28 protein-coding genes are annotated in these 21,455 nt (G+C 59.7%); 8 read left to right on the top strand and 20 right to left on the bottom strand.

Annotated elements, in window-relative coordinates; all coding sequences use genetic code 11:
• Positions 1-31: 31 nt before the first annotated feature.
• The gene (locus IMX18_RS27440) at positions 32-352 is read left to right on the top strand and encodes a hypothetical protein (RefSeq protein ID WP_217191454.1); all 321 of its coding nucleotides are present in this window, start codon (positions 32-34) and stop codon (positions 350-352) included.
• A 152-nt stretch (positions 353-504) separates the two neighbouring features.
• Entirely contained in the window at positions 505-921 is a 417-nt protein-coding gene (locus tag IMX18_RS27445) for a hypothetical protein (protein ID WP_217191456.1), read from the top strand.
• Positions 922-984: 63 nt separating this feature from the next.
• Here the strand turns inward: IMX18_RS27445 and IMX18_RS27450 are convergent, their stop codons facing one another.
• The 4 genes from IMX18_RS27450 to IMX18_RS27465 all read right to left on the bottom strand — a co-directional run bounded on the left by IMX18_RS27450 (position 985) and on the right by IMX18_RS27465 (position 6,065).
• Positions 985-2,760: a phosphoadenosine phosphosulfate reductase domain-containing protein gene (locus IMX18_RS27450; RefSeq protein ID WP_217191458.1), complete on the bottom strand. Its 1,776-nt coding sequence runs from the start codon at positions 2,758-2,760 to the stop codon at positions 985-987.
• Between the two features lie 112 nt (positions 2,761-2,872).
• On the bottom strand, positions 2,873-3,991 hold the full coding sequence (locus IMX18_RS27455; protein ID WP_217191460.1) for a phosphoadenosine phosphosulfate reductase domain-containing protein: 1,119 nt from the start codon (positions 3,989-3,991) through the stop codon (positions 2,873-2,875).
• Positions 3,992-4,522: 531 nt separating this feature from the next.
• Complete coding sequence (locus IMX18_RS27460; protein WP_217191461.1) at positions 4,523-5,059, bottom strand: hypothetical protein; 537 nt, start codon at positions 5,057-5,059, stop codon at positions 4,523-4,525.
• Between the two features lie 76 nt (positions 5,060-5,135).
• Entirely contained in the window at positions 5,136-6,065 is a 930-nt protein-coding gene (locus IMX18_RS27465; protein ID WP_223175427.1) for a recombinase family protein, read from the bottom strand.
• Positions 6,066-6,266: 201 nt separating this feature from the next.
• Here IMX18_RS27465 and IMX18_RS27470 point away from each other — a divergent pair, with 201 nt between their 5' ends.
• From IMX18_RS27470 to IMX18_RS27480, 3 genes are read left to right on the top strand one after another with little or no spacing between them, the layout of a single operon-like run.
• Entirely contained in the window at positions 6,267-6,506 is a 240-nt protein-coding gene (locus IMX18_RS27470; protein WP_004574517.1) for a ribbon-helix-helix domain-containing protein, read from the top strand.
• Positions 6,506-6,916 carry a putative toxin-antitoxin system toxin component, PIN family gene (locus tag IMX18_RS27475; RefSeq protein WP_004574518.1) on the top strand — a complete coding sequence of 137 codons (411 nt, stop codon included), beginning with the start codon at positions 6,506-6,508 and terminating at the stop codon, positions 6,914-6,916. The genes IMX18_RS27470 and IMX18_RS27475 overlap by 1 nt, the downstream gene beginning before the upstream one ends.
• A 3-nt stretch (positions 6,917-6,919) precedes the next feature.
• Positions 6,920-9,916: a Tn3 family transposase gene (locus IMX18_RS27480; RefSeq protein WP_004574519.1), complete on the top strand. Its 2,997-nt coding sequence runs from the start codon at positions 6,920-6,922 to the stop codon at positions 9,914-9,916.
• A gap of 137 nt (positions 9,917-10,053) precedes the next feature.
• Here the strand turns inward: IMX18_RS27480 and IMX18_RS27485 are convergent, their stop codons facing one another.
• From IMX18_RS27485 to merT, 8 genes are all read right to left on the bottom strand, one after another.
• Positions 10,054-10,266 (bottom strand): DUF3330 domain-containing protein, encoded by a 213-nt coding sequence (locus tag IMX18_RS27485; RefSeq protein ID WP_004574520.1) that lies wholly within the window; start codon positions 10,264-10,266, stop codon positions 10,054-10,056.
• Between the two features lie 123 nt (positions 10,267-10,389).
• Positions 10,390-10,626, bottom strand: a complete 237-nt coding sequence (gene merE / locus IMX18_RS27490; protein WP_004574521.1) for a broad-spectrum mercury transporter MerE — start codon at positions 10,624-10,626, stop codon at positions 10,390-10,392.
• On the bottom strand, positions 10,619-10,981 hold the full coding sequence (gene merD, locus IMX18_RS27495) for a mercuric resistance transcriptional repressor MerD (RefSeq protein WP_004574522.1): 363 nt from the start codon (positions 10,979-10,981) through the stop codon (positions 10,619-10,621). The genes merE and merD overlap by 8 nt, the downstream gene beginning before the upstream one ends.
• Positions 10,981-11,397: a hypothetical protein gene (locus IMX18_RS27500; protein ID WP_004574523.1), complete on the bottom strand. Its 417-nt coding sequence runs from the start codon at positions 11,395-11,397 to the stop codon at positions 10,981-10,983. Before IMX18_RS27500 ends, merD begins: the two co-directional genes overlap by 1 nt.
• A gap of 20 nt (positions 11,398-11,417) precedes the next feature.
• Positions 11,418-13,100 carry a mercury(II) reductase gene (gene merA / locus IMX18_RS27505; RefSeq protein WP_004574524.1) on the bottom strand — a complete coding sequence of 561 codons (1,683 nt, stop codon included), beginning with the start codon at positions 13,098-13,100 and terminating at the stop codon, positions 11,418-11,420.
• A 12-nt stretch (positions 13,101-13,112) separates the two neighbouring features.
• Positions 13,113-13,544: an organomercurial transporter MerC gene (gene merC / locus IMX18_RS27510; RefSeq protein WP_004574525.1), complete on the bottom strand. Its 432-nt coding sequence runs from the start codon at positions 13,542-13,544 to the stop codon at positions 13,113-13,115.
• A gap of 12 nt (positions 13,545-13,556) precedes the next feature.
• Positions 13,557-13,835, bottom strand: coding sequence for a mercury resistance system periplasmic binding protein MerP (gene merP, locus IMX18_RS27515; RefSeq protein ID WP_004574526.1), 279 nt, complete (start codon positions 13,833-13,835; stop codon positions 13,557-13,559).
• Between the two features lie 13 nt (positions 13,836-13,848).
• Positions 13,849-14,199: a mercuric ion transporter MerT gene (merT, locus tag IMX18_RS27520; protein ID WP_004574527.1), complete on the bottom strand. Its 351-nt coding sequence runs from the start codon at positions 14,197-14,199 to the stop codon at positions 13,849-13,851.
• A gap of 71 nt (positions 14,200-14,270) precedes the next feature.
• Between merT and merR the strand changes: the two genes are divergently transcribed.
• Positions 14,271-14,690 (top strand): mercury resistance transcriptional regulator MerR, encoded by a 420-nt coding sequence (gene merR / locus IMX18_RS27525; RefSeq protein ID WP_004574528.1) that lies wholly within the window; start codon positions 14,271-14,273, stop codon positions 14,688-14,690.
• A gap of 152 nt (positions 14,691-14,842) precedes the next feature.
• On the opposite strand, the gene IMX18_RS27530 is transcribed toward merR, so the two are convergent.
• Positions 14,843-15,061, bottom strand: coding sequence for a co-regulatory protein PtrA N-terminal domain-containing protein (locus tag IMX18_RS27530; RefSeq protein WP_004574529.1), 219 nt, complete (start codon positions 15,059-15,061; stop codon positions 14,843-14,845).
• Positions 15,062-15,288: 227 nt separating this feature from the next.
• Here IMX18_RS27530 and sdhC point away from each other — a divergent pair, with 227 nt between their 5' ends.
• Positions 15,289-15,663, top strand: a complete 375-nt coding sequence (gene sdhC, locus IMX18_RS27535; RefSeq protein WP_005005993.1) for a succinate dehydrogenase, cytochrome b556 subunit — start codon at positions 15,289-15,291, stop codon at positions 15,661-15,663.
• A gap of 860 nt (positions 15,664-16,523) precedes the next feature.
• Here sdhC and IMX18_RS27540 read toward each other — a convergent pair.
• The 5 genes from IMX18_RS27540 to IMX18_RS27560 form a co-directional block, all read right to left on the bottom strand.
• Positions 16,524-16,790, bottom strand: coding sequence for a hypothetical protein (locus IMX18_RS27540; RefSeq protein ID WP_003464988.1), 267 nt, complete (start codon positions 16,788-16,790; stop codon positions 16,524-16,526).
• Positions 16,791-16,959: 169 nt separating this feature from the next.
• Positions 16,960-17,241 (bottom strand): DUF427 domain-containing protein, encoded by a 282-nt coding sequence (locus IMX18_RS27545; protein WP_003464986.1) that lies wholly within the window; start codon positions 17,239-17,241, stop codon positions 16,960-16,962.
• 67 nt (positions 17,242-17,308) lie between these two features.
• On the bottom strand, positions 17,309-17,581 hold the full coding sequence (grxC, locus tag IMX18_RS27550; protein ID WP_005005995.1) for a glutaredoxin 3: 273 nt from the start codon (positions 17,579-17,581) through the stop codon (positions 17,309-17,311).
• Positions 17,582-18,034: 453 nt separating this feature from the next.
• Positions 18,035-18,781 (bottom strand): ferredoxin reductase, encoded by a 747-nt coding sequence (locus IMX18_RS27555; protein WP_002118292.1) that lies wholly within the window; start codon positions 18,779-18,781, stop codon positions 18,035-18,037.
• A complete protein-coding gene (locus IMX18_RS27560) occupies positions 18,774-19,376 on the bottom strand; it encodes a sulfite oxidase-like oxidoreductase (protein WP_003464980.1) in 603 nt (200 codons plus the stop codon). The genes IMX18_RS27555 and IMX18_RS27560 overlap by 8 nt, the downstream gene beginning before the upstream one ends.
• A gap of 467 nt (positions 19,377-19,843) precedes the next feature.
• Between IMX18_RS27560 and IMX18_RS27565 the strand changes: the two genes are divergently transcribed.
• Positions 19,844-20,314 (top strand): TlpA family protein disulfide reductase, encoded by a 471-nt coding sequence (locus IMX18_RS27565; RefSeq protein WP_003464979.1) that lies wholly within the window; start codon positions 19,844-19,846, stop codon positions 20,312-20,314.
• Positions 20,315-20,639: 325 nt separating this feature from the next.
• Here IMX18_RS27565 and IMX18_RS27570 read toward each other — a convergent pair whose 3' ends face one another.
• A complete protein-coding gene (locus IMX18_RS27570; protein WP_003464978.1) occupies positions 20,640-20,933 on the bottom strand; it encodes a DUF1330 domain-containing protein in 294 nt (97 codons plus the stop codon).
• Between the two features lie 58 nt (positions 20,934-20,991).
• The gene (locus IMX18_RS27575) at positions 20,992-21,423 is read right to left on the bottom strand and encodes a GlcG/HbpS family heme-binding protein (RefSeq protein ID WP_005006001.1); all 432 of its coding nucleotides are present in this window, start codon (positions 21,421-21,423) and stop codon (positions 20,992-20,994) included.
• Positions 21,424-21,455 lie beyond the last annotated feature (32 nt).

Below are 21,455 nucleotides of genomic sequence, written 5' to 3' on the forward strand. Positions count from 1 at the left end.
TTTCCGTGTAATAAAACAAGGAGGGTGAGCCTTGGACTTAATTCAAAAAAATGCTCTGCGATTTTACGCATGGGCTTTATGGGTCAGCGCAGTAGCCTGGATTATCAGCAAGCTTGTAATCTATTCAGAAGCCAACGGCGGCACGACCGAGACCTGGGTGTTTATGTGCCTGTTCGGGGTTATTGCTTTAGCACCAAAGGGAGTCCAAGGCTTGATGCTTGTGGCGAGCTATCAACCTGGGCGAAACAAAGCGGTGCCTTCTAGCGGTGAAGTCAGGCTTGCATTCTACGGTGCTGCTTGGTTCCTATTGTTGGCTATTAGCGGGTATTACATGTTGGATTTGCTACCATAGGAAAGCCGGTTTGATAGGTGGCCTCCAAGCATGACCTGGTTCATGTCTCAGATATACTCCGAAAGCCAGCACGCTGAGCGTACGCACTACAATGACCTCCGGTCGACTGAAACCAGTCGCTTGCTCGGAGTTTTTGTGAGGAATTCTCGCTAATGTTTTTGAACCACAATAATCGCCTGATTCAGGCCGTCCGCCGGAACGCACCATATGTCGTTGCTGCACTAGCTATTGGCATTACCGGATATATGATGGCGAAACCCAAAGCAGAGGAAGTTCTTGAGCTTCCCTCTGTTTCTGAAAAGAAACTTCGTCCTGAAGAGACTTCTTGCGTAGACGGCGTTCGCTATCTCAACACACAAGGAACTCCATCAGCTGCACTCGTTGGGTCAGATGGTTATGCCGCGATTTGCTCTGATGCGAAAGATGCTGGATTAGACCAACTTAATCGTCGCTACCGCATATTCTGCGTCGATCGGGTTCAGGTTGTGAAAGTTTTTGAACTGAGAAACCCCAGCCTTTTTGTTCGCTACGATTCGAACACAAGGCTTCCGATGGCATGTGATCTCTGAGCCTTTGGCGATGGCGGACTGGCTCTCCACAACTCAGCCTCGTGAATCGAACCGATTACGATGCTAGAACAGATCGATCTGGCCCAGTGCGTTACCACCCAGGCGGGCTATCAGCGCAGCGCGGTCATGCAGAATGGGCTGAAGGTCGTGTCTGAAAATCTGATTGGACATCCGCATCATCCGATCCCAATCGCCATGGTCTCCCTTGTAGATCGCGATGGTTCCTAACCCCATCAGGTAATGCAGCCCCGCAGTCGGAGACTGGTCGAAGGTTATGCGGGTCAGAGCGTTATCCAGCTCGAAGTTCACGAACAGCTCCGCACCTTCGCGATCGATCTCAAATCCGCTACTGGTTACCACGTCCATAACCACCATCCCACTGCGTGTAGTGGTCAGGAACTCAGCATCGGCAGCGGCATGGGAAATGCTGCGCAGGCCGTTGAACATTCCCTGGTACTGATCATCACAGAACGGTACCTCGACCTCGGGGTAACGTAAGTCTGCCTCGGTGTACTTTGGCAGCGCCGCGATATCTGGGATCTCATAGCGAACACCTTGCTCGTAGACCTCCAGGAACACACTCATAGCGGTAAACGGCTTCTGGTATCCATACCGTCCCCAAAGTGCCTCGACCGCCAGCAGTTGCTGGATATCCAGGAGCGTGAAGCGAGGTTTGATGCCGGCTTGCTGGGCAGCGTCAAACTCGTCGAGCTGAATCGTGAGCATGATTCCCAGCAGCTCTTTGGTGAATGCCGGCGAGTAGGAATTCGGAGCGATTTTTATCGTCCCTGTTTCCTTATCGATTTTGCGCGCCAGCCAGCACCGAGCGCTCGGATCGAAGTGGCGTGCCTTGATGTAGTTCCGCAAGTCGTTCAAGGGCTTGAGCCAATCGTACTCGCCGCCTTCCTTGGCGATCATGCTCTCGGCCGACGAGTCACGGGAAACGCGGGTACATGACCAGCAGCCTGTCCGATGGCCACATGCTGGGCGCTCGGATTGTTTCCCAGCCAGGTAGACGTTCACCATACAGTCACCGCCATTCATGTCGCGGTAGATCTCAACCAGCTGGTTGAAGCGGTCGTAGCACTCGATACGGCCTGCGATCACCTGGCCGATGTAGCTGAACACGTCCATGGTGGTCATTTCAGCGATAGGGCTGAGTACCCAGTCGTGCCCGCCGGCTTCGGCGGCAAGATTCACCGCCTCAAAGGCACTCTCGCCGCGCTCAGACATTTTCCGCTCGCGCTGCGCCGATTCATCGAACCGTGTGCCGATGAGCGAAACGATATCGTCGTCTGTGCATTTGCGGCCAAGGCGAGCCGCGACATCCCGGAGGATTGCTTTCTTCACTCGTTCCAGGGGATCTGCTTTGGTCATTTGCTGGCATTTGGCGTTGGAGCCAACGCTGGCGATAATTCGCCCGCCGACCAAGCTCACCAGGTAGTCATTGCTCAAGCCCGGCTTTGCTACCCACACCTTCATCTCGATGCTGGCGGCCTTTGCGTAGGCCTGCATTTGCTGCATCTGGCTCTGGTTGTAGCAGTGGATTACCGGGTTTTCCATGCGGGTGTCGGAGTGCATGACGTTCAATGTTGGCACCGCGAAACCTTCGGTGGCCAGCTCTCGAATTGCTGTGAACGCGATGTTCAGCGTAACGCTCGAGTCTTTGCCGCCACTCCAAGCCACAACTGGCTGTTTGCCGGCGCGCACAATGCGCTTCACAGCGTCGACCGCACCGGTAATCTTCTCGGCCAGGGTCTTCTCAGGCCTACGAACAACATGAGTAGGCATCTCTTGAGCGCCAGCGGAGGAGAACAGATCTACATCGAATAGCTGCATGACAAGCTCCGTGCTTGAATCCGGCTCCTCAATGGAGCTGATGGATTCAAGGTACGGCAGTCATTCGAAATCCGGGCGGCCTCGGTTCGGAACGAGCCTCCGGAGGAGCTTTCTAAACTGATCCGCAGCCTTCGGTAACGAATGCCCCTGCTGGCAACTGCCAGGCTTTGCCCTCGGGCGTGAAGATAGGTAGCAAGTACTCGCGCTGGCGCGCCTGGGCAAGTGCCTCAAGATCGGTGATATCAAATGCTTCGGCCGTGGCCGATAGATCCAGCACGTTGATTCTCTGCCGACTGATGGTGCAGCCGAACTCGTCCTCGTAGCCTGCTATCGGGGTGACCCTTTCAGGGAAATACTTTCGAATGGTGGCCCATACTCTCGGAGAGTTGTAGATGCAAGTCATGCAGCTGAAGCGACCCCAGCCCAAGCGGTAGGGAACGGGTGCCTCTACCCGGTGTCGAGCAAGCAGCTCCCACACCTGTTCTTCCGTGTAGTGCAGCACTGGTCGCCAAGCATCTACGTGCCGCCCGAGGCGACCCTTGCGCCGGTCTACGGCGTGAGGTTCCAGCTGGTTGTATTTGCTGCGGTTGCTCGACTCAGCACGACGCTCGCCAGTGACGAACAAGGTCTTGGTACCGAGAAAGCGTTCCTGATTGGTGATGGCCCTTCGGCCCACGTCGATTTTGGCTGCGGAGCTACACCAGCGAGTTGTCAGGCTGGCGCTTTGCTGAGGAAACCGGCGGCGGGTCGCCGGTAAGGTCCGACTGGTATCGCGATCCAAGCAGATAATTCCACCTGGAGTTTCGACCATGTGAGGTTTGGAGTAGGCGTCCGTTTTGAGCATTTCGCCCTCAATGCCACCCTGCAACCAGGAGAAATAGACCGGCAAATTAAATGCCGCTGCGAACTTCTCGATGAAACTGTCATTGAATGTCCAGTCCATCAGTGTGCTCCCCTCCGCCCCATCAACACGGTGGTGCCAGAGCTCAACACGACGCAGATCCACCCCCTGCTCGATCAGGGCCAGCAGACAAGCGATGCTGTCCTTGCCAGATACACAGACTACAACGTGATCGTAGCTGTCCAGATCCACCATAGGTGCATCGAAGTAGGTTCCCTCTGCCTGCACAGCAGGCTCAGGCTCAAACCCAAGCAGTGTGAGCTGCTGGCCCAGTGCTGGAACAACTACCTGGTCGTCGAACTGGTGTGCGCGGGAGATTAACGGGTGCATTGGCTTTCCTCTTAGCACCTACCTGGTGCCTATAGACTCAGCCTACGGCGACAATGCCAGATCCCAAGTTAATGGAGAGGAGGAAGATCCTTACTGGTGTGGCAAGAAACGGGGGGGGGAAATCTTCATGGAACAGTAAACGCTGGATACTGCTTGGGCGCGCTTCTCCTGGAAGGGATAGCTGCTGATGCTTAACGCGCCACTATCAGGAGGATTGGGTTGGCGAGGCCACGGTTCGCGGCCGTTTTCCATTCGTGCGCCGTTGCAGATATCGAAGGACACCTAGAGTCATGCGCGCGTCGGCCAGGGAGCGGTGGGCGCCATCCTCGAGCACTCCGCAAGCACGGGCGGCCTCGATCAGCTTGATCCAGCGCCATTGCCAACACCCAAAGCGGCCTTCAACCCATTCCCCATGCCATTCGGCATAAGTCGGTGGCACGCTTTGAGATCACGGGAGCAAAGCCAGCCGTTAGCTTCGGCTTCTGCTGGAGTGAGGTGAATCCGAGGCCTTGCCATGCCTGGTGCCTTCTGTCAGTTGTCGCCAGTTAGGATGGTGTGACGGACCTGGGACACGTCCAGCGTGCCGGCGCGACCGTCAGCAAAGCGGACAGCCAGTGTCGGTGCCGGTATGCCGGAGGCAGCATGCGCGGCGGCGCGCAGTTGTTCCTCGCTGCGATGGGTTAGCAGCTCGAAAAGAATTTCAGCGTCATTGGCGGCGTCTACACAATCGCGTGCCAAGGCTTCGTTGAGGCTCTTTTTGAGCCAGTTCGAAGTGGAGGGGTCGGCTAGCGTGGCGGCGATGCTGTCGGCAAATTGCGCGGTACCGGACGACTCGCGGTTGCTGTTAATGGCCTGGGCTGCTTCGCGGTCGATGGCGCGCAACTGATCGCGTGCGGGCTGGCTAAGTCCGCTGTGGAACTCTGCAAGTTGAGCCAAGCCCGTGAGCTGCCACCAGGCCGAGGTAAAGCTGTCGCTACGTTCGGGGCCTTTGGGGAGGGTAAGCGCACCTTTCAGCTGAGTAAGGTGCAATTGGGCACAATCAATGATGGCTTGTTCTAATACGGTCATATCGTCTCAACTCTCGGTCGTGGGGCCTGGAATCTAGGGGTTTGGGGAGCAATGGAACCAAAAACCAACGTAAGCCCTACCAACGCTTTTCGGTGTCTTCTTCCCAGGCGCCCATCTCGACAAAACAGTTGCGCATGTCGGCCTCCTGGCTGATCTCGGTCAGCAGGTCATGCACGTTCTTGTCCAGCTCATCGTCGCTCCGATACGGAATGGTCAACTCATAGTGGCCGGCATCCAGCCGCTTCATGCCATAGGGCTCCAGGCAGTAGCGCTCAATGTTCTCCGTGGCCCGCTTCCGGCCGCGCACGAACTTGCTGTTATTCACCACCGCGAGGCGCAGGGTGACGGTGGCCACCCGCTCGGCGGCGGGCGGCTCTGCCGGCGACGCGGCCGAAGGCTGCTGGTCGCGTGACCTGGCGCTCTTCTGGTACGCGCCGATCTCGACACCACGGTGGCGCAGGTAGCTGTACAGCGTGCTCTTGGAGATGTGCAGCTTCTCGCCGATCGCGCTGACGCTCAGGCGACCTTCGCGGTAGAGGGTTTCGGCCGCCATGGCGGTGGCCTCAGCCTTGGCTGGCAGGCCCTTGGGACGGCCACCGATCCGGCCACGCGCCCGTGCGGCCGACAGACCCGCCTGAGTCCGCTCGCGGATCAGCTCGCGCTCGAACTCCGCCAGCGAGGCGAACAGGTTGAACACCAGGCGGCCTTGGGCGTGGGTGGTGTCGATGGGGTCATTCAGGCTCTGTAAGCCGACCTTGCGCTCTGCCAGCTCGCCGACCAACTCGACCAGGTGCTTGAGGGAACGCCCAAGGCGATCCAGCTTCCAGATCACCACGGCATCACCCGGCCGCACGTTGGCCAGCAGTTTGTCCAACTCCGGCCGGGCGCTTTTCGCGCCGCTGGCGATGTCTTGGTAGATGCGTTCGCACCCGGCCTGTTTCAGGGCATCGACTTGTAGGTCGGCTTTCTGATCCCGAGTGCTCACTCGCGCATAACCGATCTTCATCAAAAGTACTGTTTACTCGACTACGTTAGTAATAGTTGAACTTTGATTAAGCGTACCAGTTATTTGAACCGTAGCGCGGGGAGCTTAACGAACCGAGCCATTCCTCGATAGAGTTCGGCAAAACCTTGGTTTTTTTGAACCATTGCATAGCCCTTTGTGATTGGCGTATAAACACACAAACACCTACTAGCGGGGAACGCCATGAATACGATTCGCTGGAATGTCGCCGTCTCGGCCGACACCGACCAGTCGCTTCGGATGTTTCTGGCCAGCCAGGGCGGTGGCCGGAAAGGCGACCTGTCGCGCTTCATTGAAGAGGCGGTGCGGGCCCACATCCTGGAACTGACGGCCGAACAGGCCAAGGCCGCTAATGCCCATCTGAGCGAGGCAGAGCTGACCGAAGCGGTTGACGAAGCGCTCGACTGGGCACGTAAGCGCTGATGCGGGTCGTGTTGGATACCAACATCCTGTTCAGCGCACTGATCTCGCCGCATGGCGCGCCCGATGCGATCTACCGTGCCTGGCGGGCGGCGCGTTTCGAGGTAGTGACCTCGCGGATGCAGCTCGATGAAATCCGCCGAGCCAGCCGCTACCCCAAGCTCCAGGCCATCCTTCAGCCCGCCAAAGTGGGAGCCATGATCAATAACCTGCAACGGGCTGTGGTACTGGAGCGTCTGACCATCGAGGTCGAAGCCGATGATCCGGATGACTCGTTTCTGCTGGCCATGGCCCTGGCAGGCGATGCGGACTACCTGGTGACCGGTGATCGCCGCGCCGGCCTGCTGCAACGCGGGCACATCGAACGCACGCGGATTGTCACGCCCGCCGTGTTCTGCGCCGAGGTGCTGTGATCGATGCCGGTCGGTTTTCTGACCCAGGAGCAACGCGACGGTTTTGGCCGCTATGTCGATGCCCCCAGTCGTGAGGAGCTGGAACGCTACTTCCACCTGAGCGACGACGACCACAAAATCCTCCTACCGCTGCGCGGCGAGCACAACCGCCTTGGCTACGCCACCCAACTGACCAGCATCCGCTACCTGGGCACTTTTCCCGACGACTTTTCAGCCGTCCCCCAAGAGGTGCTGCAAGCGCTCAGTCGCCAGTTAGGCATTACCGATCCAACTTGTATCCTGGCCTATGCCGAAACCCGCCAACGTCAACGTCATGCCGCCGAGATTCAGGAGCGTTACGGCTATCGGGTGTTTGCTGATTCCAGCGTCGGCTTTCGACTTGCCCGCTGGCTGTATGCGCTCTGTTGGACAGGGACAGATCGTCCTGGCGAGTTGTTCAATCGGGCGACGACCTGGTTGCTGACGCACAAGGTTTTACTGCCCGGCGTCACCGTTCTGGAACGGTTCATCGCCCAACTGCGCAGCCGGGTCGAAGAACGCCTCTGGCTAACCCTTGGCCGCAGTGTGAGCGAGGCGCAACGGCAGCAGCTACAGGACTTGCTGCTGGTCGCCGAAGGCAACCGCAGTTCCCGGCTGGATCAACTGCGCTCCGGCCCGGTGATGGTCAGTGGCCCCGCACTGATTCGGGCGCTGCGCCGGCTTGATGACGTGCGCGGCATCGGCATCGCCTTGCCAGCGGCGGCGCACATCCCGCCCAGCCGTATCGCGGCCCTGGCTCGCTTCGCCAACACCGCCAAGGTCACGGCGATCAACCGGCTGCCGGCGTCGCGGCGGATGGCGACACTGGTGGCGTTCGCCCTGTGCCTGGAGGCCACCGCGCACGACGACGCCCTGGAGGTCCTGGAAGCGCTGTTACGCGACCTGTTCAGCAACGCGGAGAAGGCCGACAAGAAAGCCCGCATGCGCAGCCTGAAAGACCTGGATCGCTCGGCGGCGACGCTCGCCGCCGCGTGCAAGGTCGTGCTGGACAGCTCAATCAGCGATGACAACGTGCGCGCCCGGCTGTTCAACGACCTGCCGAGGGCCTCGCTGGAGAAAGCCCTGGAAGATGTCAATGCGCTGATCCGCCCGGTTGACGATGTGTATTTTCTCGCCCTGGAGGCGCGCTACCGCAGTGTGCGCCGTTTCCTGCCCGACCTGCTCAAGCACATCCGCTTCGGCTTCAGCCCGGCCGGCAAAGGCGTGGTCGCCGGCCTGGATTGGTTGCAGCTGAACCTGCCCCGCCGGAAACCGGAGGATGACGCGCCGCAGGAGATCGTGGCCAAGGCTTGGCAGAAGCACATTACCCGCGAGGATGGCTCCCTCGACATGGGCGCCTATGTGTTCTGCACGCTCGATGCGCTGCGCACGGCCCTGCGCCGGCGCGACGTGTTCGTCTCGCCCAGTTGGCGCTATGCCGACCCGCGTCTCGGCCTGCTCGACGGTGCCGAATGGCTGGCGGCGCGGCCGATCATCTGCCGCTCGCTGGGCCTGACCATTGACGCCGGCACCACCTTGGATGCGCTGAGCGCCGAGTTGGATGCGACCTGGCAGGCGGTCGCGGCCCGCCTACCCGACAACCCCGCGATCCAGCTGAGCGAGAACGCCGAGGGCAAGACCGAGCTCTCGCTCGGCACACTGGACAAGCTGGAGGAGCCGAACTCGCTGCTGCAACTGCGAGCAGCCGTGGCTGATCTGATGCCGCGTGTCGATCTGCCGGAAATCCTCTTGGAAATCGCCGCTCGCACCGGCTTCGCCGAGGCCTTCACCCATGTGTCCGAGCGCAATGCGCGGGCCGACAACCTGGTCACCAGCCTCTGCGCGGTGCTGCTGGGTGGGGCCTGCAACACCGGCCTGGAGCCGCTGATCCGCACCGACAATCAGGCGCTACGCCGCGACCGGCTGTCCTGGGTCAGCCAGAACTATATCCGTGACGACACGCTGTCAGTGGCAAACGCCATTCTGGTGGGGGCGCAGAGCCAACTGGAGCTGGCCCAGGTCTGGGGCGGCGGCGAGGTCGCCTCCGCCGATGGCATGCGCTTCGTGGTACCGGTGCGCACCGTGCATGCTGGCCCCAACCCGAAGTATTTCGGCACCGGCCGGGGCGTCACCTGGTACAACTTGATTTCCGATCAGTTCTCCGGCCTCAACGCCATCACCGTGCCCGGCACCCTGCGCGACAGCCTGGTGCTGCTGGCCGTGGTGCTGGAACAGCAGACCGAGTTGCAGCCGACGCAGATCATGACCGACACCGGGGCCTACAGCGATGTGGTGTTTGGGCTGTTCCGCCTGCTCGGCTACCACTTCAGCCCGCGCCTGGCCGACGTCGGCGGTACCCGTTTCTGGCGCACGCGCCCGGAGGCGGATTACGGCAAACTCAACGGCCTGGCCCGGCAGTCGGTCAAGCTCGATCTGATCGCCGAGCACTGGGACGACCTGCTACGCCTGGCCGGCTCGCTCAAGCTCGGCCGAGTGCCGGCCACCGGCATCATGCGCACCCTGCAAACAGGGGATCGTCCCACCCGCCTGGCCCAGGCGCTGGCTGAGTTCGGTCGCATCGAGAAGACCTTGCACACCCTGACCTACATCGACGACGAGTCCAAGCGCCGCGCCACCCTGACCCAGCTGAACCGGGGCGAAGGCCGCCACAGCCTGGCCCGCGCCGTGTTCCACGGCAAACGCGGCGAGCTGCGCCAGCGCTACCGCGAAGGCCAGGAGGACCAGCTCGGCGCCCTCGGCCTGGTGGTGAACATCATCGTGCTGTGGAACACCCTCTACATGACGGCGGCCGTAGAACGGCTCAGGCAGCACGGCTACCCGGTGCTGGAGGAGGATGTCGCGCGGCTCTCGCCACTGATCCACGAGCACATCAACATGCTGGGCCGTTACTCCTTCGCGGTGCCGGAAGAGGTTACCCGCGGCGAACTGCGGCCGCTGCGCAATCCGGACGACGACCAGTAGGTGTAACGGCCTGGGTTCGAAATCGGCCGGGCACCGCACTCGATGCCACTTCCAGCTCAGACGGATTGCGACTGACGGAGTCCTCGGGCTCACGCTTTCTGCGACCAGCAAGAGCCACTTTTCCGGTGCAGCGCGAATTAGCCGTCCTGACGGGTACTGACCTTTTGTGTGCAGGGGTGATCAGGCTCGGATGCCGCCCTCTTATCTGCTCGCGACATGAAACGCTGATAGCACTCCAGGCCACAGAAGTGCACGACATACTCGGAACCTTCCGGCGTCAGTGCGGCGTCAAGGGGAATGTCCTTGCAGCATTCGCAGCAGCTGATGGTGGAGGTGTTGTTTGTGTTCATGATGGGGGTTCCTCCATCGTCCAAGAAAACCTAGCAACGCTTTCCCCCCGTGACTGAGCGCCGATCGACCTGCAGCCTCCCTGCCCAACTCGGCAGTGGTGGTCGCGCCGTGCTCCGAGCGGGTCACGGTCGCTTCCGAAAGGCCTGCAATGCCGCTCGCAGGAAGAGGATGAAGAAAACCGCCAGCACGAGCGTCGCGAGGCTCCACTGCTCGCTGACGAACGCGCCGGCCGCTGTCCCCGAAAGCAGCAATGCCAGCACCGGCAGATGGCAAGGGCAGGTGAGCGCGGCGAGCACGCCCCAGGTGTAAGCACGCCAGCGGAAGACCTTGCTTGACTCAACGTGATCGGCGTTACGCATAGGCAGAACCTTCGCCGGCGCAATGAGTCAGCCCGGCCAGCTGGGTTGCCACTGCGGCTAAGGCCGCCTGCCGTGCCGTGACTAGCCGGAGCAGGCACTCGACGCAGCCGATCAAGTCGGCGCCATCGTCCGCATCGAGCGCCCGGCAGAGCCGTGCCAATTCGTCGAGCCCGATACCAGACTCGAAGGCGGCGCGCACGAAGCGCAGACGCGCCAGGGACCGCTCATCGAAAATGCCGTAACCGCTCTCCGTGCGCCGCGCGGGGTGCAGCAAGCCACGCAGCACATAGTCGCGCACCACATGCACGCTGACGCCCGCGTCCTCGGCCAGTCTGGATATGGTGTAGGCATTCATCACCGACACTCCCGGTCTTCCCCGCAAACTAGGGCGCTCAGATATTTCCTTCCGGCTAGGCGTTCAGGTAGCCAGATGAGCAATGGCGTAACCCCTAGTGCCAGGAGCAACCACAGCCGGGAGTGATACTCGCCGTTTGGGGCAAACCCATAAGCCAGCAGCGCACCCAGCGCGAGCATCAGGAAATACGGCCCGGTGATGTAGCAGTGAAGGCGGCGACAGCGCGCGGCGTTGACCAGGCAGGCGCCGCCCATCACGAGTAGCGCGGCGCTCGCTGCCAGGAACAACGCAGGGCGTCGATCCGCCAGAACAAGCGCTATGGTCGCCACGACGGCAGGCAGCCCCCATAAGCTGATTACCTGCCAGGTCTTGCGCAGGCTGTCGCGACTGCCGAGATCGCTTGCCGTGTCGTTCATGCTTCAACCTCGCGCGCTCATTACCCGGCGCAGCAGGACAGCTGCTTGACGTCCTTGGCGAAGGTTTGCGCCGCGAGCTTCAGCCCCTCGACCATCGTCAGGTAGGGGAACAACTGGTCGGCCAGTTCCTGCACCGTCATCCGCGCCCGGATGGCGATGGCGGCGGTCTGGATCAGTTCGCCCGCCTCCGGGGCCACCGCCTGCACGCCGATGAGCCGTCCGCTACCTTCCTCGATGACCAGCTTGATGAAACCCCGCGTGTCGAAGTTGGCCAGTGCGCGTGGCACGTTATCCAGGGTCAAGGTGCGGCTGTCGGTCTCGATGCCGGCGTGGTGCGCCTCCGCTTCGCTGTAGCCCACGGTGGCCACCTGCGGATCGGTGAACACCACGGCCGGCATGGCGTCGAGATTGAGCTTCGCCTCGCCGCCGGTCATGTTGAGCGCCGCACGGGTGCCTGCGGCCGCCGCCACGTAGACGAACTGCGGCTGGTCGGTACAGTCGCCGGCCGCATAGATATCCGGGGCACTGGTGCGCATGCCCGAGTCGATCTGGATGGCACCGCGTTCGTCCAGCTTCACGCCGGCGCCTTGCAGATTCATGCCTTGGGTGTTGGGCGTGCGGCCGGTGGCGACGAGTAGTCGGTCGGCATGCAGCTCGCCATGATTGGTGCTCAGGATGAACTCGCCGTCGACGTGGGACACCTGGCTGGCTTGCGTGTGTTCCAGCACTTCGATGCCCTCCATACGGAAGGCTGCCGTCAGCGCTTCACCGATGGCCGGATCTTCGCGGAAGAACAACGTGCTGCGTGCCAGGACCGTGACCTTGCTGCCCAGCCGGGCAAAGGCCTGCGCCAGTTCCACCGCCACCACCGAGGAGCCGATCACGGCGAGCCGCTTAGGAATGGTGTCGCTCGCCAGCGCCTCGTCCGAGGTCCAGTACGGGGTGTCCTTGAGTCCGGGAATCGGTAGAACGGCCGGGCTCGCGCCGGTGGCGATCAGGCAGCGGTCGAAGGCGACGATGCGCTCGCCGCCCTCGGCCAGTTCCACGCTGAGCGTGCGGCCGTCCTGGAAACGGGCGGTGCCGCGTACCAGGGTGATCGCCGGCGTGCTCTCCAGAATGCCTTCGTACTTGGCGTGGCGCAGTTCGTCGACACGACCCTGTTGCTGGGCGAGCAACCGCTCGCGCAGGACGGTCAGGCTCGTGGTGGACAGTCCGGCGTCGAACGGGCTCTCGCGCCGCAGATGGGCCACATGCGCGGCGCGAATCATGATCTTGGAGGGCACGCAGCCAACGTTGACGCAGGTGCCGCCGATGATGCCGCGCTCGATCAGGGTGACGCGCGCACCGCCTTCCACCGCCTTGAGCGCGGCCGCCATGGCGGCGCCACCGCTGCCGATGACCGCCACGTGGAGCCTGTCGCCATCTTTCCCGGCGCCAATGCTGCCGCTCAACCAGCCCCGCGCCTTGTCGAGCAGGCCTGAGCGGGTAGGTGCCGTGGCGTCTTCGAACGCCGCTCGATACCCCAGGGCCTCGACGGCGGCCTGCATCTGTTCACGGCTTACGCCCTCGTCGACCTTCAGTTCGGCCTTCCCGCTGGCGTAGGAAACATCCGCCCGATGCACGCCGGGGATCTTCTCCAAGGCCTCTTTCACATGCTCGACACAGGAGGCGCAGGTCATGCCGACGATTTGTAGTTTGGTCATAGTGTTATTCCTTCATTTTGGCGGAGTCGGACAGGACGTCGGGGAGCAACGGCGGTGGGCGGGCGACACGAGATCCCAGATGGACACCCCAAACATGAGGGCCAGGCCGATATAGAGCAGCCAGCCGCTCCGCCAGCCGTGAGCCAGCATCAAATACACCGCTATCAGCACCAGGGCCGGGCCGATCAGGCCAGGCGCAGCGCGTCGCCACTGCCGGTGACTGAACCCGCCGAGGGCATTGACGAGCAGGGCCAGCCCGGCAAATAACGGCAGCAGCGTGGTGATGAACAGGCCTTCCCACTGGCTCAGAAAGCCCAGACCGATCGCGGCCCCCAGACCGGCAAGGGCGGGGAAACACGAGGCACAGCCTATGGCAGAAATCAGCACGCCAACGGACCCGGCTTTGTCACCGATCCGCGTGAACAAATTGAAAGGGTTTGCCATCGGAATGCCCGCCTACTGCTTGACGCTGGACGGGTAGCCGGCGTCCTCGGTCGCCTTAGTCAGCGCCTGGACATTGGTCTTGGCATCATCGAAGGTGACGATGGCCTCGCGGTTCTCATAGCTCACCTCGGCCTTGGTCACGCCCTCGACCTTGGTCAGCGCCTTCTTCACCGTGATCGGGCAAGCGGCGCAGGTCATGCCCGGCACCGCCAGAGTGACGGTCTGCGTGGCCGCCCAGGCAGGTGCGGCGACTAGGGTGGCGAGGGCGAAGGATGCAAGCAGTTTTTTCATGGCGGACTCCTGATCAGTAGAACAAGGGAAGGATGTAGGGGAAGCCGAGCGCGACCAGCACCAAGGCCGTTACCAGCCCGAACAGCAGCTTGTAGGTGGTGCGTACCTGGGGCACGGCGCAGACCTCACCCGGTTTGCAGACTTGAGCCGGGCGGAAAATGCGTCGCCAGGCGAAGAACAGCGCGACTAACGCCGCACCGATGAAGAGCGGGCGGTAAGGTTCCAGCACGGTCAGGTTGCCGATCCAGGCCCCGCTGAATCCCAGTGCGATCAGAACCAGCGGCCCAAGACAGCAAGTCGAGGCGAGAATCGCCGCAAGCCCCCCGGCGACAAGAGGGGCGCGCCCGTTTGATGGTTCAGACATGCATTTCTCCTTTCGAGCATGTGAGCGATGGTTTAAGGTTACTTCCGTAGTCAAGTACGGAGTCAAGCAGTATGGAAAACACTGTGGAAAGCCTGACCATCGGCGCCTTCGCCAAGGCGGCCGGGGTCAACGTGGAAACCATCCGGTTCTATCAACGCAAGGGGCTGTTGCCCGAACCGGACAAGCCCTACGGCAGCATTCGCCGCTACGGCGAGGCGGACGTGGCCCGGGTGAAATTCGTCAAATCCGCGCAACGACTGGGCTTCAGCCTCGATGAGGTGGCCGGGCTGTTGCGATTGGATGACGGCGCTCACTGCGACGAAGCGCGCGTGCTCGCCGAGCAGAAGCTCGAGGATGTGCGGGGGAAACTCGCGGATCTGCGGCGGATCGAGTCGGTGTTGGCGCGGCTGGTTCACGATTGTTGTGCGAGCCACGGGACGGTTTCCTGTCCGCTGATCGTTTCGCTGCAGGGGGAAAAGGAACTGCGCTGACTCCGCGCGTTAACCGAGGATTTCCCGATGCGTGAGGCACCTCCGGGGTCGGCTTGCGCTTGGCAAAACAGCGGCGCTCATTGAGCGCCGCTGAATGGCCAAAGGAGCACTTGCATAGGCCACAGGTTAGTACTGCATCAGCAGCTCATGTTCTACTTTGCAGGCGGACAGCCGGGCTGCGCCTCGACCCGGCCAGCCGCCGTGGCCCCCAGTTGCTCAATCTTCTTGGCGGTTTCCGCCACCAAGGCCGCCTCAGCCTTGTCGCGCATAGCGGCGATTCGCTCGATTGAACGGTCGCTCCCGCTCTCGGCCCATACGGTGGATGACAGCAGAGTCGCACCAACTATCAGCAGTAGTCTTAGGTATTTCATAACAGCCTCCTCTCGGGTTTTCTACCCACGAGCCGACTCTATCTCCGTAGTTAAGTACGGAATCAAGGAGAGATGGAGATGAAGGTCCTGGATTATGGCGCTGAGAGGAAATGGCAGGGCTTAAGTGCACTTTCTGTTCCGTTGCTCCCCAAACCCCAGTTACAGCTGCTATGATGAATGAGATCGAAAACTGAAATCCCCCACTAGAATTGTTGACTGGAGTCAAAATGAATAAAAAGCGGCCGGTTAATCTTGATATTCGAACCATTCAGCTTCCTCTCACGGCGCTTACATCGATTCTGCACCGGATTTCAGGAATTATGCTCTTTATTTTTCTGGGACTGATACTGTATATGCTGAGCAAATCGTTGGAGTCAGAAAAGGGTTTTAATGAAGTCAAGGAGATTTTTTCTTCACCTTTCGGCAAAGTTAGTTTCTGGTTGGTATACTCTTCATTTATTTATCATCTCGTAGCCGGAATTCGACACCTAGTTATGGATGTGGGTGTTGGTCATACTTTGAAAGGCAGCAATCGCGCCTCTACTATTGTTTTAGTAGTGTCGGGTGTTTTAATGGTTGCTGGCGCCGTATGGATTTGGTAGCTGTGGAGTCGTAATGCGTATTTACAAGGACTAAAAGCGTCCTTTAAAGCTAACTTACGAAAGTATTTATAATCGACGGTTCACGCTTAAACGGTTGAATCCTTTCGGGCTTCCGAATAGCTGTTAGCTGAAAGCTATCATGAGCTAAGTTTTCTGTGCATCATCAAATGTGTTAATGGGAGCGCCATAGTACTAGGTACAAATATGGCTCTAGGACAATGTTAGATGTTTTGGATTTTGAGGCGGATCGCTCTTATCGAAGATCGTCTAATTCGCTCTGAAGCGCAGGTTTTTTGAAACTATCACCTGGTTGGCACACTGTGCGAATCAACATCAGATATGAGAAAGCCAATCAGGTGAACACTACCCTCGAGGGCTCATCTGTCCAGTTAAAGCCTCGAGTCTTTCTGGGTGCGCAAAAGACAAGAAGGTTATATGGGAAAATTATGAGGCCTGGATACCATGCGTCATGGGCGTGCCGATGCTGTGAGTGACAGAGCGAGAAGCAAGTGAAAGTCCCTGAAGTAGGGGCGGGATGCGCCCGAGTGGCATTTTTTGTCTTAAGGTAGATCGCGTAGCTGTTCTTCAGAATAATCTTCAGAGCGTTGACGACAGCCATCGCTGTGCATTCCTCAAGAATAGAATGTGTCGGAAGGGTGGCGTCATTGGTGTTAGTCATCGCTTAGGATTTCTCAATCTGGCTTACACGGGCGCCTGTACCGATATCCCCGCGGATGGCGACGTATCGATGTTGAATTCCTCGCCAGACGAAGTGCAATGAGCTGCGGCTATAGGCTTGCGCAGCCTTAGATAGCCGGCCGTCGCAGGCGCGCCGGTTGGCCGGGATCTTGTTCTGCCCGTCAGGTGTCCGGTCGGAACTCCAGCACGAACGCTACGACCTTTTCGGCGGACATTTCGCACGGCTTCAACAATGTCCTATCTGATGTAACGCGGAAGAGGTTGAAGCTGACAATGTCAGTCCCGTCCAACTCCCTGGCGAACAGACTGTTGCGACGTCCGTCCCCAGATCGCCGGACGATCAAGCTGAAACGCCGGCCTTCATAAGTCCCTTCTCTGTATCCCTCCGCAAGCTTCGCGAAAGCGGCATCGAACTCGGAATGCTCCATGTCATCCATCCTTATTGATAGAACAGAGGCGCGGCGGGTGCGAGACCGCCAGTGCCGGGTCGCGCTAAGGTGCCGGGCAGATTCCTGCAGCCGACGAGGCCCGGGGTGGGCAGGATAATTGAGATGTCGGCGCCCGCATGGCTATCAGCGAAGTCGTCCGTCCAGTCTGCTAGGCAACGTCCACGCCTTTCCAGAAAGCGATGTAATCCCGGATACCCTCGGCATCCGGAGTGGGGGCGGGATAGGTCCAAGCGGCGTTCACGTTGAGCGCGTCACCCGCGCGAACATGAAAGAAGCGCGCGGCGCCTTTGATCGGACAGACAGATGTGTGCGGGCTCATCTCAAGCAGGCTCAGGTCGACTCCTGACGGTGGGAAGTAGTGATTTCCCTCGACGATGACTGTTTCGTCGCTTGTGGCGATAGTAGTGTCTTTCCAGATGGCTGAGACCAACGGACTCTCCTTTTGTATTCATCAACCGGCGAAGGCTCGCGGGCTGGCTGCCCCAAGCCGCACCTCCTCAGGTGGCAGGCGGGTTGCGCCCGAGAAGTTTGTCGAGCTCGCCTCTGACATCGAGCGCGAATAGCTCATCGGAGCCACCGATAAGGGTGCCATTGATGAAGATCTGCGGCACGGAGCTTCGCCCCGACGCTTCCGCCATGGCCTGCCGGTGAGCCGGATCCGCCTCAATATCGAGCTCCTTCCATCGCACGCCCTTTTCCTTGAGGAGCGCCTTCGCTCGGCGGCAGAACGGGCACCAATTCGTGGTGTACAGCAATACATCAGTTGTCATATTGCATCTCCGGCAGTTGCACGCGGATCGCTGTCATGGCGTTGATCTCCAATTCGCGGCGTTCAAAGATGGCGACTGCACCTTGGCCGACATCGGAGCAGATGCTGACGATTGGCCGCTATCCAGGCGACATGGCCCAAAGTGCTTTCACCGCCAGGCAGAGGCCGCACGCGCCTCCTGTAGCGCCGAGCCGATGCTCTAAGGTAACCGAGCCTCGATTGGGACGGAAGCGGTCCCGCTCGAATCGCCCATCATGCTGGTCGAGCATATCAGGACGACGGATAGTGCAGGAACTTTCAAATTGAGCTTGATGTCGAGCCAGGTATCGCGAGCGAAGGCGTTCTAGAGGCCGGGGGGTACGAAGACTGTGTTCGGCAAAACGGTTCACGTTGATCGCCAAAGCTTCCCAGGGCGCACGTCTACGATCGGCGCGACGTGAGATAGCTCGCGCCGCTAGCCCCCGTAGCGCTCCGTCTTGATGATGGAGGCGTCCAAGCCCGCCAGCAGCGCGCTATCGGTTGCGATGTTGACGAATCCGTTAGACCCGCAGACGAACACTTGCGTCGGCTTTCCCTGAAGCCTGGTTAGAATTTCTTGGACCATCATGCCGTCGATCCGTCGCGCAAAGTCCGATGCGCGAACCGGTTTCTCGCGCGTAATCGCGAGCGCCAGGACGAACGCCGGATCGCTGATTTCGATGCAATGAAGTTCTTCTGAGAAGAGAACGTCCTCGGCGGTTCGTGCGGACAGGAGCAACGCTGTCGGAACGGCTTGGGCCAATGCGCGGCGCTGCCGGATCATTGCCATCAACGGCACGAGGCCGGAGCCTCCCCCGATCAACAGAACCGGATCTATGGCAGGCTCAGGCCAAAGGAAATGGCCACCGAGCGGACCGCGAACTTCGATTTCGTCACCAATCGCCGCGATGTCGTGAAAAAACGGCGAAACTTCGGCATCCGGCATGCGCTCGATAGCTATCTCGACGATCGGGGTCGAAACTGCCGATGACGCGATCGAGTAGCTGCGCATTGCACTGTAGCCGTCGGGCGCGGTCAGCCGGATATCGACGTGCTGACCTGCGGTGTGCGCGAACGGCTTGCTCAACCGAAGGAAGAAGCTCTTGATACTCGGTGTTTGCTGGATGATGTCGTCGATCACGCATGATTGCCACGAACGGACTTGCGCTTCGTTTTCAGTCATGGGTGTATCGTTGTTCGCGCCACGGATCGCCGTAGATGTGATAGCCGTGCAGCTCCCAAAAGCCGGCCTCGTCACGCGTCGTGAATTGCAGCGCATTCACCCATTTGGCGGATTTCCAGAAGTAAAGGTGCGGCACTAGAAGACGCGCCGGCCCCCCATGATCGCGGGAAAGTGGCTTGCCCGCATAACTGAGGGCGACCATCGCTTTCCCGGAAAGCAGATCCGTCAGAGGGACGTTTGTCGAATAATTATCGTAGCAGTGCGCCAAGACGAAATCGGTAGGCCGATCAAGCTCTGCATCTGCAAGGATGTCTTCAATGAGTACACCCTCCCAAACGGTATCCAGTTTGGACCAAGAGGTGACGCAGTGAATATCCTTTGTCACCTGGGTCTTTGGTAGAGTGTTGAATTCGCCCCAATTCCACGTTTTGACGGGCTTCGGACCAATTTTGACTGTGAATTTCCAGTCGGAGGGCTCTACCCTCGGCGTAGGGCCGGCCGACAGAACAGGGAAATCCTCCACCAGATGCTGACCTGGCGGAATCCGATCGGACTGGTCGCCTGAACCGCGACCGGTGAAACCTCTGGTGACCATAGTGACCCCTCTTGCTCGATACGGCAGACCGAAGCCGGCCTTCATTTCAGTACTCTGCGTAAAGCATTTGCCCGCACATCCGCCGAATAAGCCAATCGACTAAAAATCAGATACAGATGCTCTATCATCGTAAAAAATCGCGTATCGAACATAGCGTCAGGCCAGCATGATTCCCAATACCCAATGGCTATAGGGTAGATAACCCCAAGGCTGCGTACGCTGATCTGCGGTATGCGGAGCGGAAGTTGCAGGTTCGCTCTCAAACGGATGGGCAGCGTGCAAAGCTCAAGGCTCACCAGCGCATGGTTGCCCAGTTCGCGCTCGCCGGCAGCTTGAGTATATTAAGGACGAAATGTCGATCTGATCTATTCTGGCTTCAGGAAATAGGGAAAATAAGGTCGGACGTTCGCGCACCGTCGCGACGCGCGATCATCCACTAAGCTTCTGTATCGGGGTTGGAGGATCAGATGAACGAGATCGAACGACAAGCGCCTGAGCTGCGGGTGCAAAAATGGATTGGCAAAGATGGGGAAAGTATCGCGCCGTTCAAACTGTCAGATATCGGGCCCGGCCCGAAAATCTTGTTTGCCTTCCAGCATTGGTGCCAAGGTTGCCATTTGCATGGGTTTCCGACGCTACAAAAGTTGCATGCAGCGTTGAGCTCAAAAGACGTGGGGTTCGCAGTGATCCAGACCGTCTTCGAAGGAACGCATGAGAATACCTTCGAGAAGTTGCGCGTGAACCAGCTCAAGTATGAGCTTCCTATCGTTTTCGGTCACGACGAGCAACCGACCGGCTCGCCGTTTCCAACCTTCATGGAAGACTACCGCACACGAGGAACTCCGTGGTTTACGGTTATCGACGCTGGCGGTAGCATTGTTTTCTCGGACTTCCATCTCGACGCGGAGCGACTAGTGAAGCAACTTGAGCAAGGTTAATCGTTGGAAGGTGGGCAATCATCCTGATTGCCACCCATCCCCTGATGCCCACTACAGGCGTTGCGCGCTGTAACTCTGTTGATCAGCGTGCGAAAACCCGGATCCGGATAGGAGGAGCGTCAACGATTGAATCAATCCGTTGGGAGAGGGCGGCTCCGCTCCGTCAGCTCGGCAATAGATAACCCATTCTCGCCGAGCAACTCTCTGATCCGATCGACGATATGAGCCCCTAGCGCCGCTGTCTTGGTCCCCCCCACAGATTCCCAAGATGCGAGTTCACACGCCGATACCTCGTGGTCAGCGCCGAAGTGCTTCTGTCGGTATGTCACCGCCGCCCTTCAATGATAAAGGCGCGGTAACGGGAACCGGCAAAGCGATGAGCAGCGATGGTTTGGTAGGCGGGACTGTCATACCAGTCGCGAGCGGCCTGCATCGTCGGGAAACGCAAGATTACGGCCCCTTCGATGGGCGGCCCCTCCAAATGCTGGATCGCGCCATAAGCGGCGAGAAAGGTAACGTCGTGACCATCGAACGATGGTCCGACGCCTGCAGAATAGGTTGCGAGTGCATGTGGGTCGCTGGTTTCTTCCCGCGTAAAGACGACGAACGCTTCCATCATTAGGCCTCTCAAAGGTTGGATCTGTTGGCCATTACCACCGGTGATGGCCTCACAGTCGTCAGGCTGGCAACTGGAACCCGATTTTCATGAGTGCCTCGACGCACGCATCCTGATCCTGCTGATAGTTGCCTCCGGAGATGCCTATGCCGCCGATCAACTTCCCATCCTCCAGAATCGGATAACCGCCGCCGACAGCGACCATCCGAGGGCGATAGGCTAGCGGCGCCACTTTTGGATCGTTGGTCACATAGTCGTTCCAGACATGGGTCGGGAACCCAAACGAGGCGGAACTCCAGGCCTTGTCGATGGCAACATCGACGGTAAGGAACGGCGCATCGTCGGTGCGCTCGAACGCGCGCAGGTTACCGGTGGCGTCGACGACGGCGACGGCAGCCGGGATGCCGATGGCACGGGCCGCAGCGAGCGCCGCGTCGATGAGGGCGACTGCGGTTTCGCGGTTGATCGAGGCGGTGGCAATAGATTTGGTCATGGGATTCTCATCGCTGGGGCATAACCCGTTCG

It is taken from the genome of Pseudomonas shirazica, assembly GCF_015168335.1.
In the GTDB taxonomy this organism is placed as follows: domain Bacteria; phylum Pseudomonadota; class Gammaproteobacteria; order Pseudomonadales; family Pseudomonadaceae; genus Aquipseudomonas; species Aquipseudomonas asiatica.

Coding starts and splice junctions, on each gene's coding strand:
- IMX18_RS27445 (WP_217191456.1), top strand. CDS start 505: ATGTTTTTGAACCACAATAATCGCCTGATTCAGGCCGTCCGCCGGAAC.
- IMX18_RS27450 (WP_217191458.1), bottom strand. CDS start 2,760: ATGCAGCTATTCGATGTAGATCTGTTCTCCTCCGCTGGCGCTCAAGAG.
- IMX18_RS27455 (WP_217191460.1), bottom strand. CDS start 3,991: ATGCACCCGTTAATCTCCCGCGCACACCAGTTCGACGACCAGGTAGTT.
- IMX18_RS27460 (WP_217191461.1), bottom strand. CDS start 5,059: ATGACCGTATTAGAACAAGCCATCATTGATTGTGCCCAATTGCACCTT.
- IMX18_RS27465 (WP_223175427.1), bottom strand. CDS start 6,065: ATGAAGATCGGTTATGCGCGAGTGAGCACTCGGGATCAGAAAGCCGAC.
- IMX18_RS27470 (WP_004574517.1), top strand. CDS start 6,267: ATGAATACGATTCGCTGGAATGTCGCCGTCTCGGCCGACACCGACCAG.
- IMX18_RS27475 (WP_004574518.1), top strand. CDS start 6,506: ATGCGGGTCGTGTTGGATACCAACATCCTGTTCAGCGCACTGATCTCG.
- IMX18_RS27480 (WP_004574519.1), top strand. CDS start 6,920: ATGCCGGTCGGTTTTCTGACCCAGGAGCAACGCGACGGTTTTGGCCGC.
- IMX18_RS27485 (WP_004574520.1), bottom strand. CDS start 10,266: ATGAACACAAACAACACCTCCACCATCAGCTGCTGCGAATGCTGCAAG.
- merE (WP_004574521.1), bottom strand. CDS start 10,626: ATGCGTAACGCCGATCACGTTGAGTCAAGCAAGGTCTTCCGCTGGCGT.
- merD (WP_004574522.1), bottom strand. CDS start 10,981: ATGAATGCCTACACCATATCCAGACTGGCCGAGGACGCGGGCGTCAGC.
- IMX18_RS27500 (WP_004574523.1), bottom strand. CDS start 11,397: ATGAACGACACGGCAAGCGATCTCGGCAGTCGCGACAGCCTGCGCAAG.
- merA (WP_004574524.1), bottom strand. CDS start 13,100: ATGACCAAACTACAAATCGTCGGCATGACCTGCGCCTCCTGTGTCGAG.
- merC (WP_004574525.1), bottom strand. CDS start 13,544: ATGGCAAACCCTTTCAATTTGTTCACGCGGATCGGTGACAAAGCCGGG.
- merP (WP_004574526.1), bottom strand. CDS start 13,835: ATGAAAAAACTGCTTGCATCCTTCGCCCTCGCCACCCTAGTCGCCGCA.
- merT (WP_004574527.1), bottom strand. CDS start 14,199: ATGTCTGAACCATCAAACGGGCGCGCCCCTCTTGTCGCCGGGGGGCTT.
- merR (WP_004574528.1), top strand. CDS start 14,271: ATGGAAAACACTGTGGAAAGCCTGACCATCGGCGCCTTCGCCAAGGCG.
- IMX18_RS27530 (WP_004574529.1), bottom strand. CDS start 15,061: ATGAAATACCTAAGACTACTGCTGATAGTTGGTGCGACTCTGCTGTCA.
- sdhC (WP_005005993.1), top strand. CDS start 15,289: ATGAATAAAAAGCGGCCGGTTAATCTTGATATTCGAACCATTCAGCTT.
- IMX18_RS27540 (WP_003464988.1), bottom strand. CDS start 16,790: ATGGAGCATTCCGAGTTCGATGCCGCTTTCGCGAAGCTTGCGGAGGGA.
- grxC (WP_005005995.1), bottom strand. CDS start 17,581: ATGACAACTGATGTATTGCTGTACACCACGAATTGGTGCCCGTTCTGC.
- IMX18_RS27555 (WP_002118292.1), bottom strand. CDS start 18,781: ATGACTGAAAACGAAGCGCAAGTCCGTTCGTGGCAATCATGCGTGATC.
- IMX18_RS27560 (WP_003464980.1), bottom strand. CDS start 19,376: ATGGTCACCAGAGGTTTCACCGGTCGCGGTTCAGGCGACCAGTCCGAT.
- IMX18_RS27565 (WP_003464979.1), top strand. CDS start 19,844: ATGAACGAGATCGAACGACAAGCGCCTGAGCTGCGGGTGCAAAAATGG.
- IMX18_RS27570 (WP_003464978.1), bottom strand. CDS start 20,933: ATGATGGAAGCGTTCGTCGTCTTTACGCGGGAAGAAACCAGCGACCCA.
- IMX18_RS27575 (WP_005006001.1), bottom strand. CDS start 21,423: ATGACCAAATCTATTGCCACCGCCTCGATCAACCGCGAAACCGCAGTC.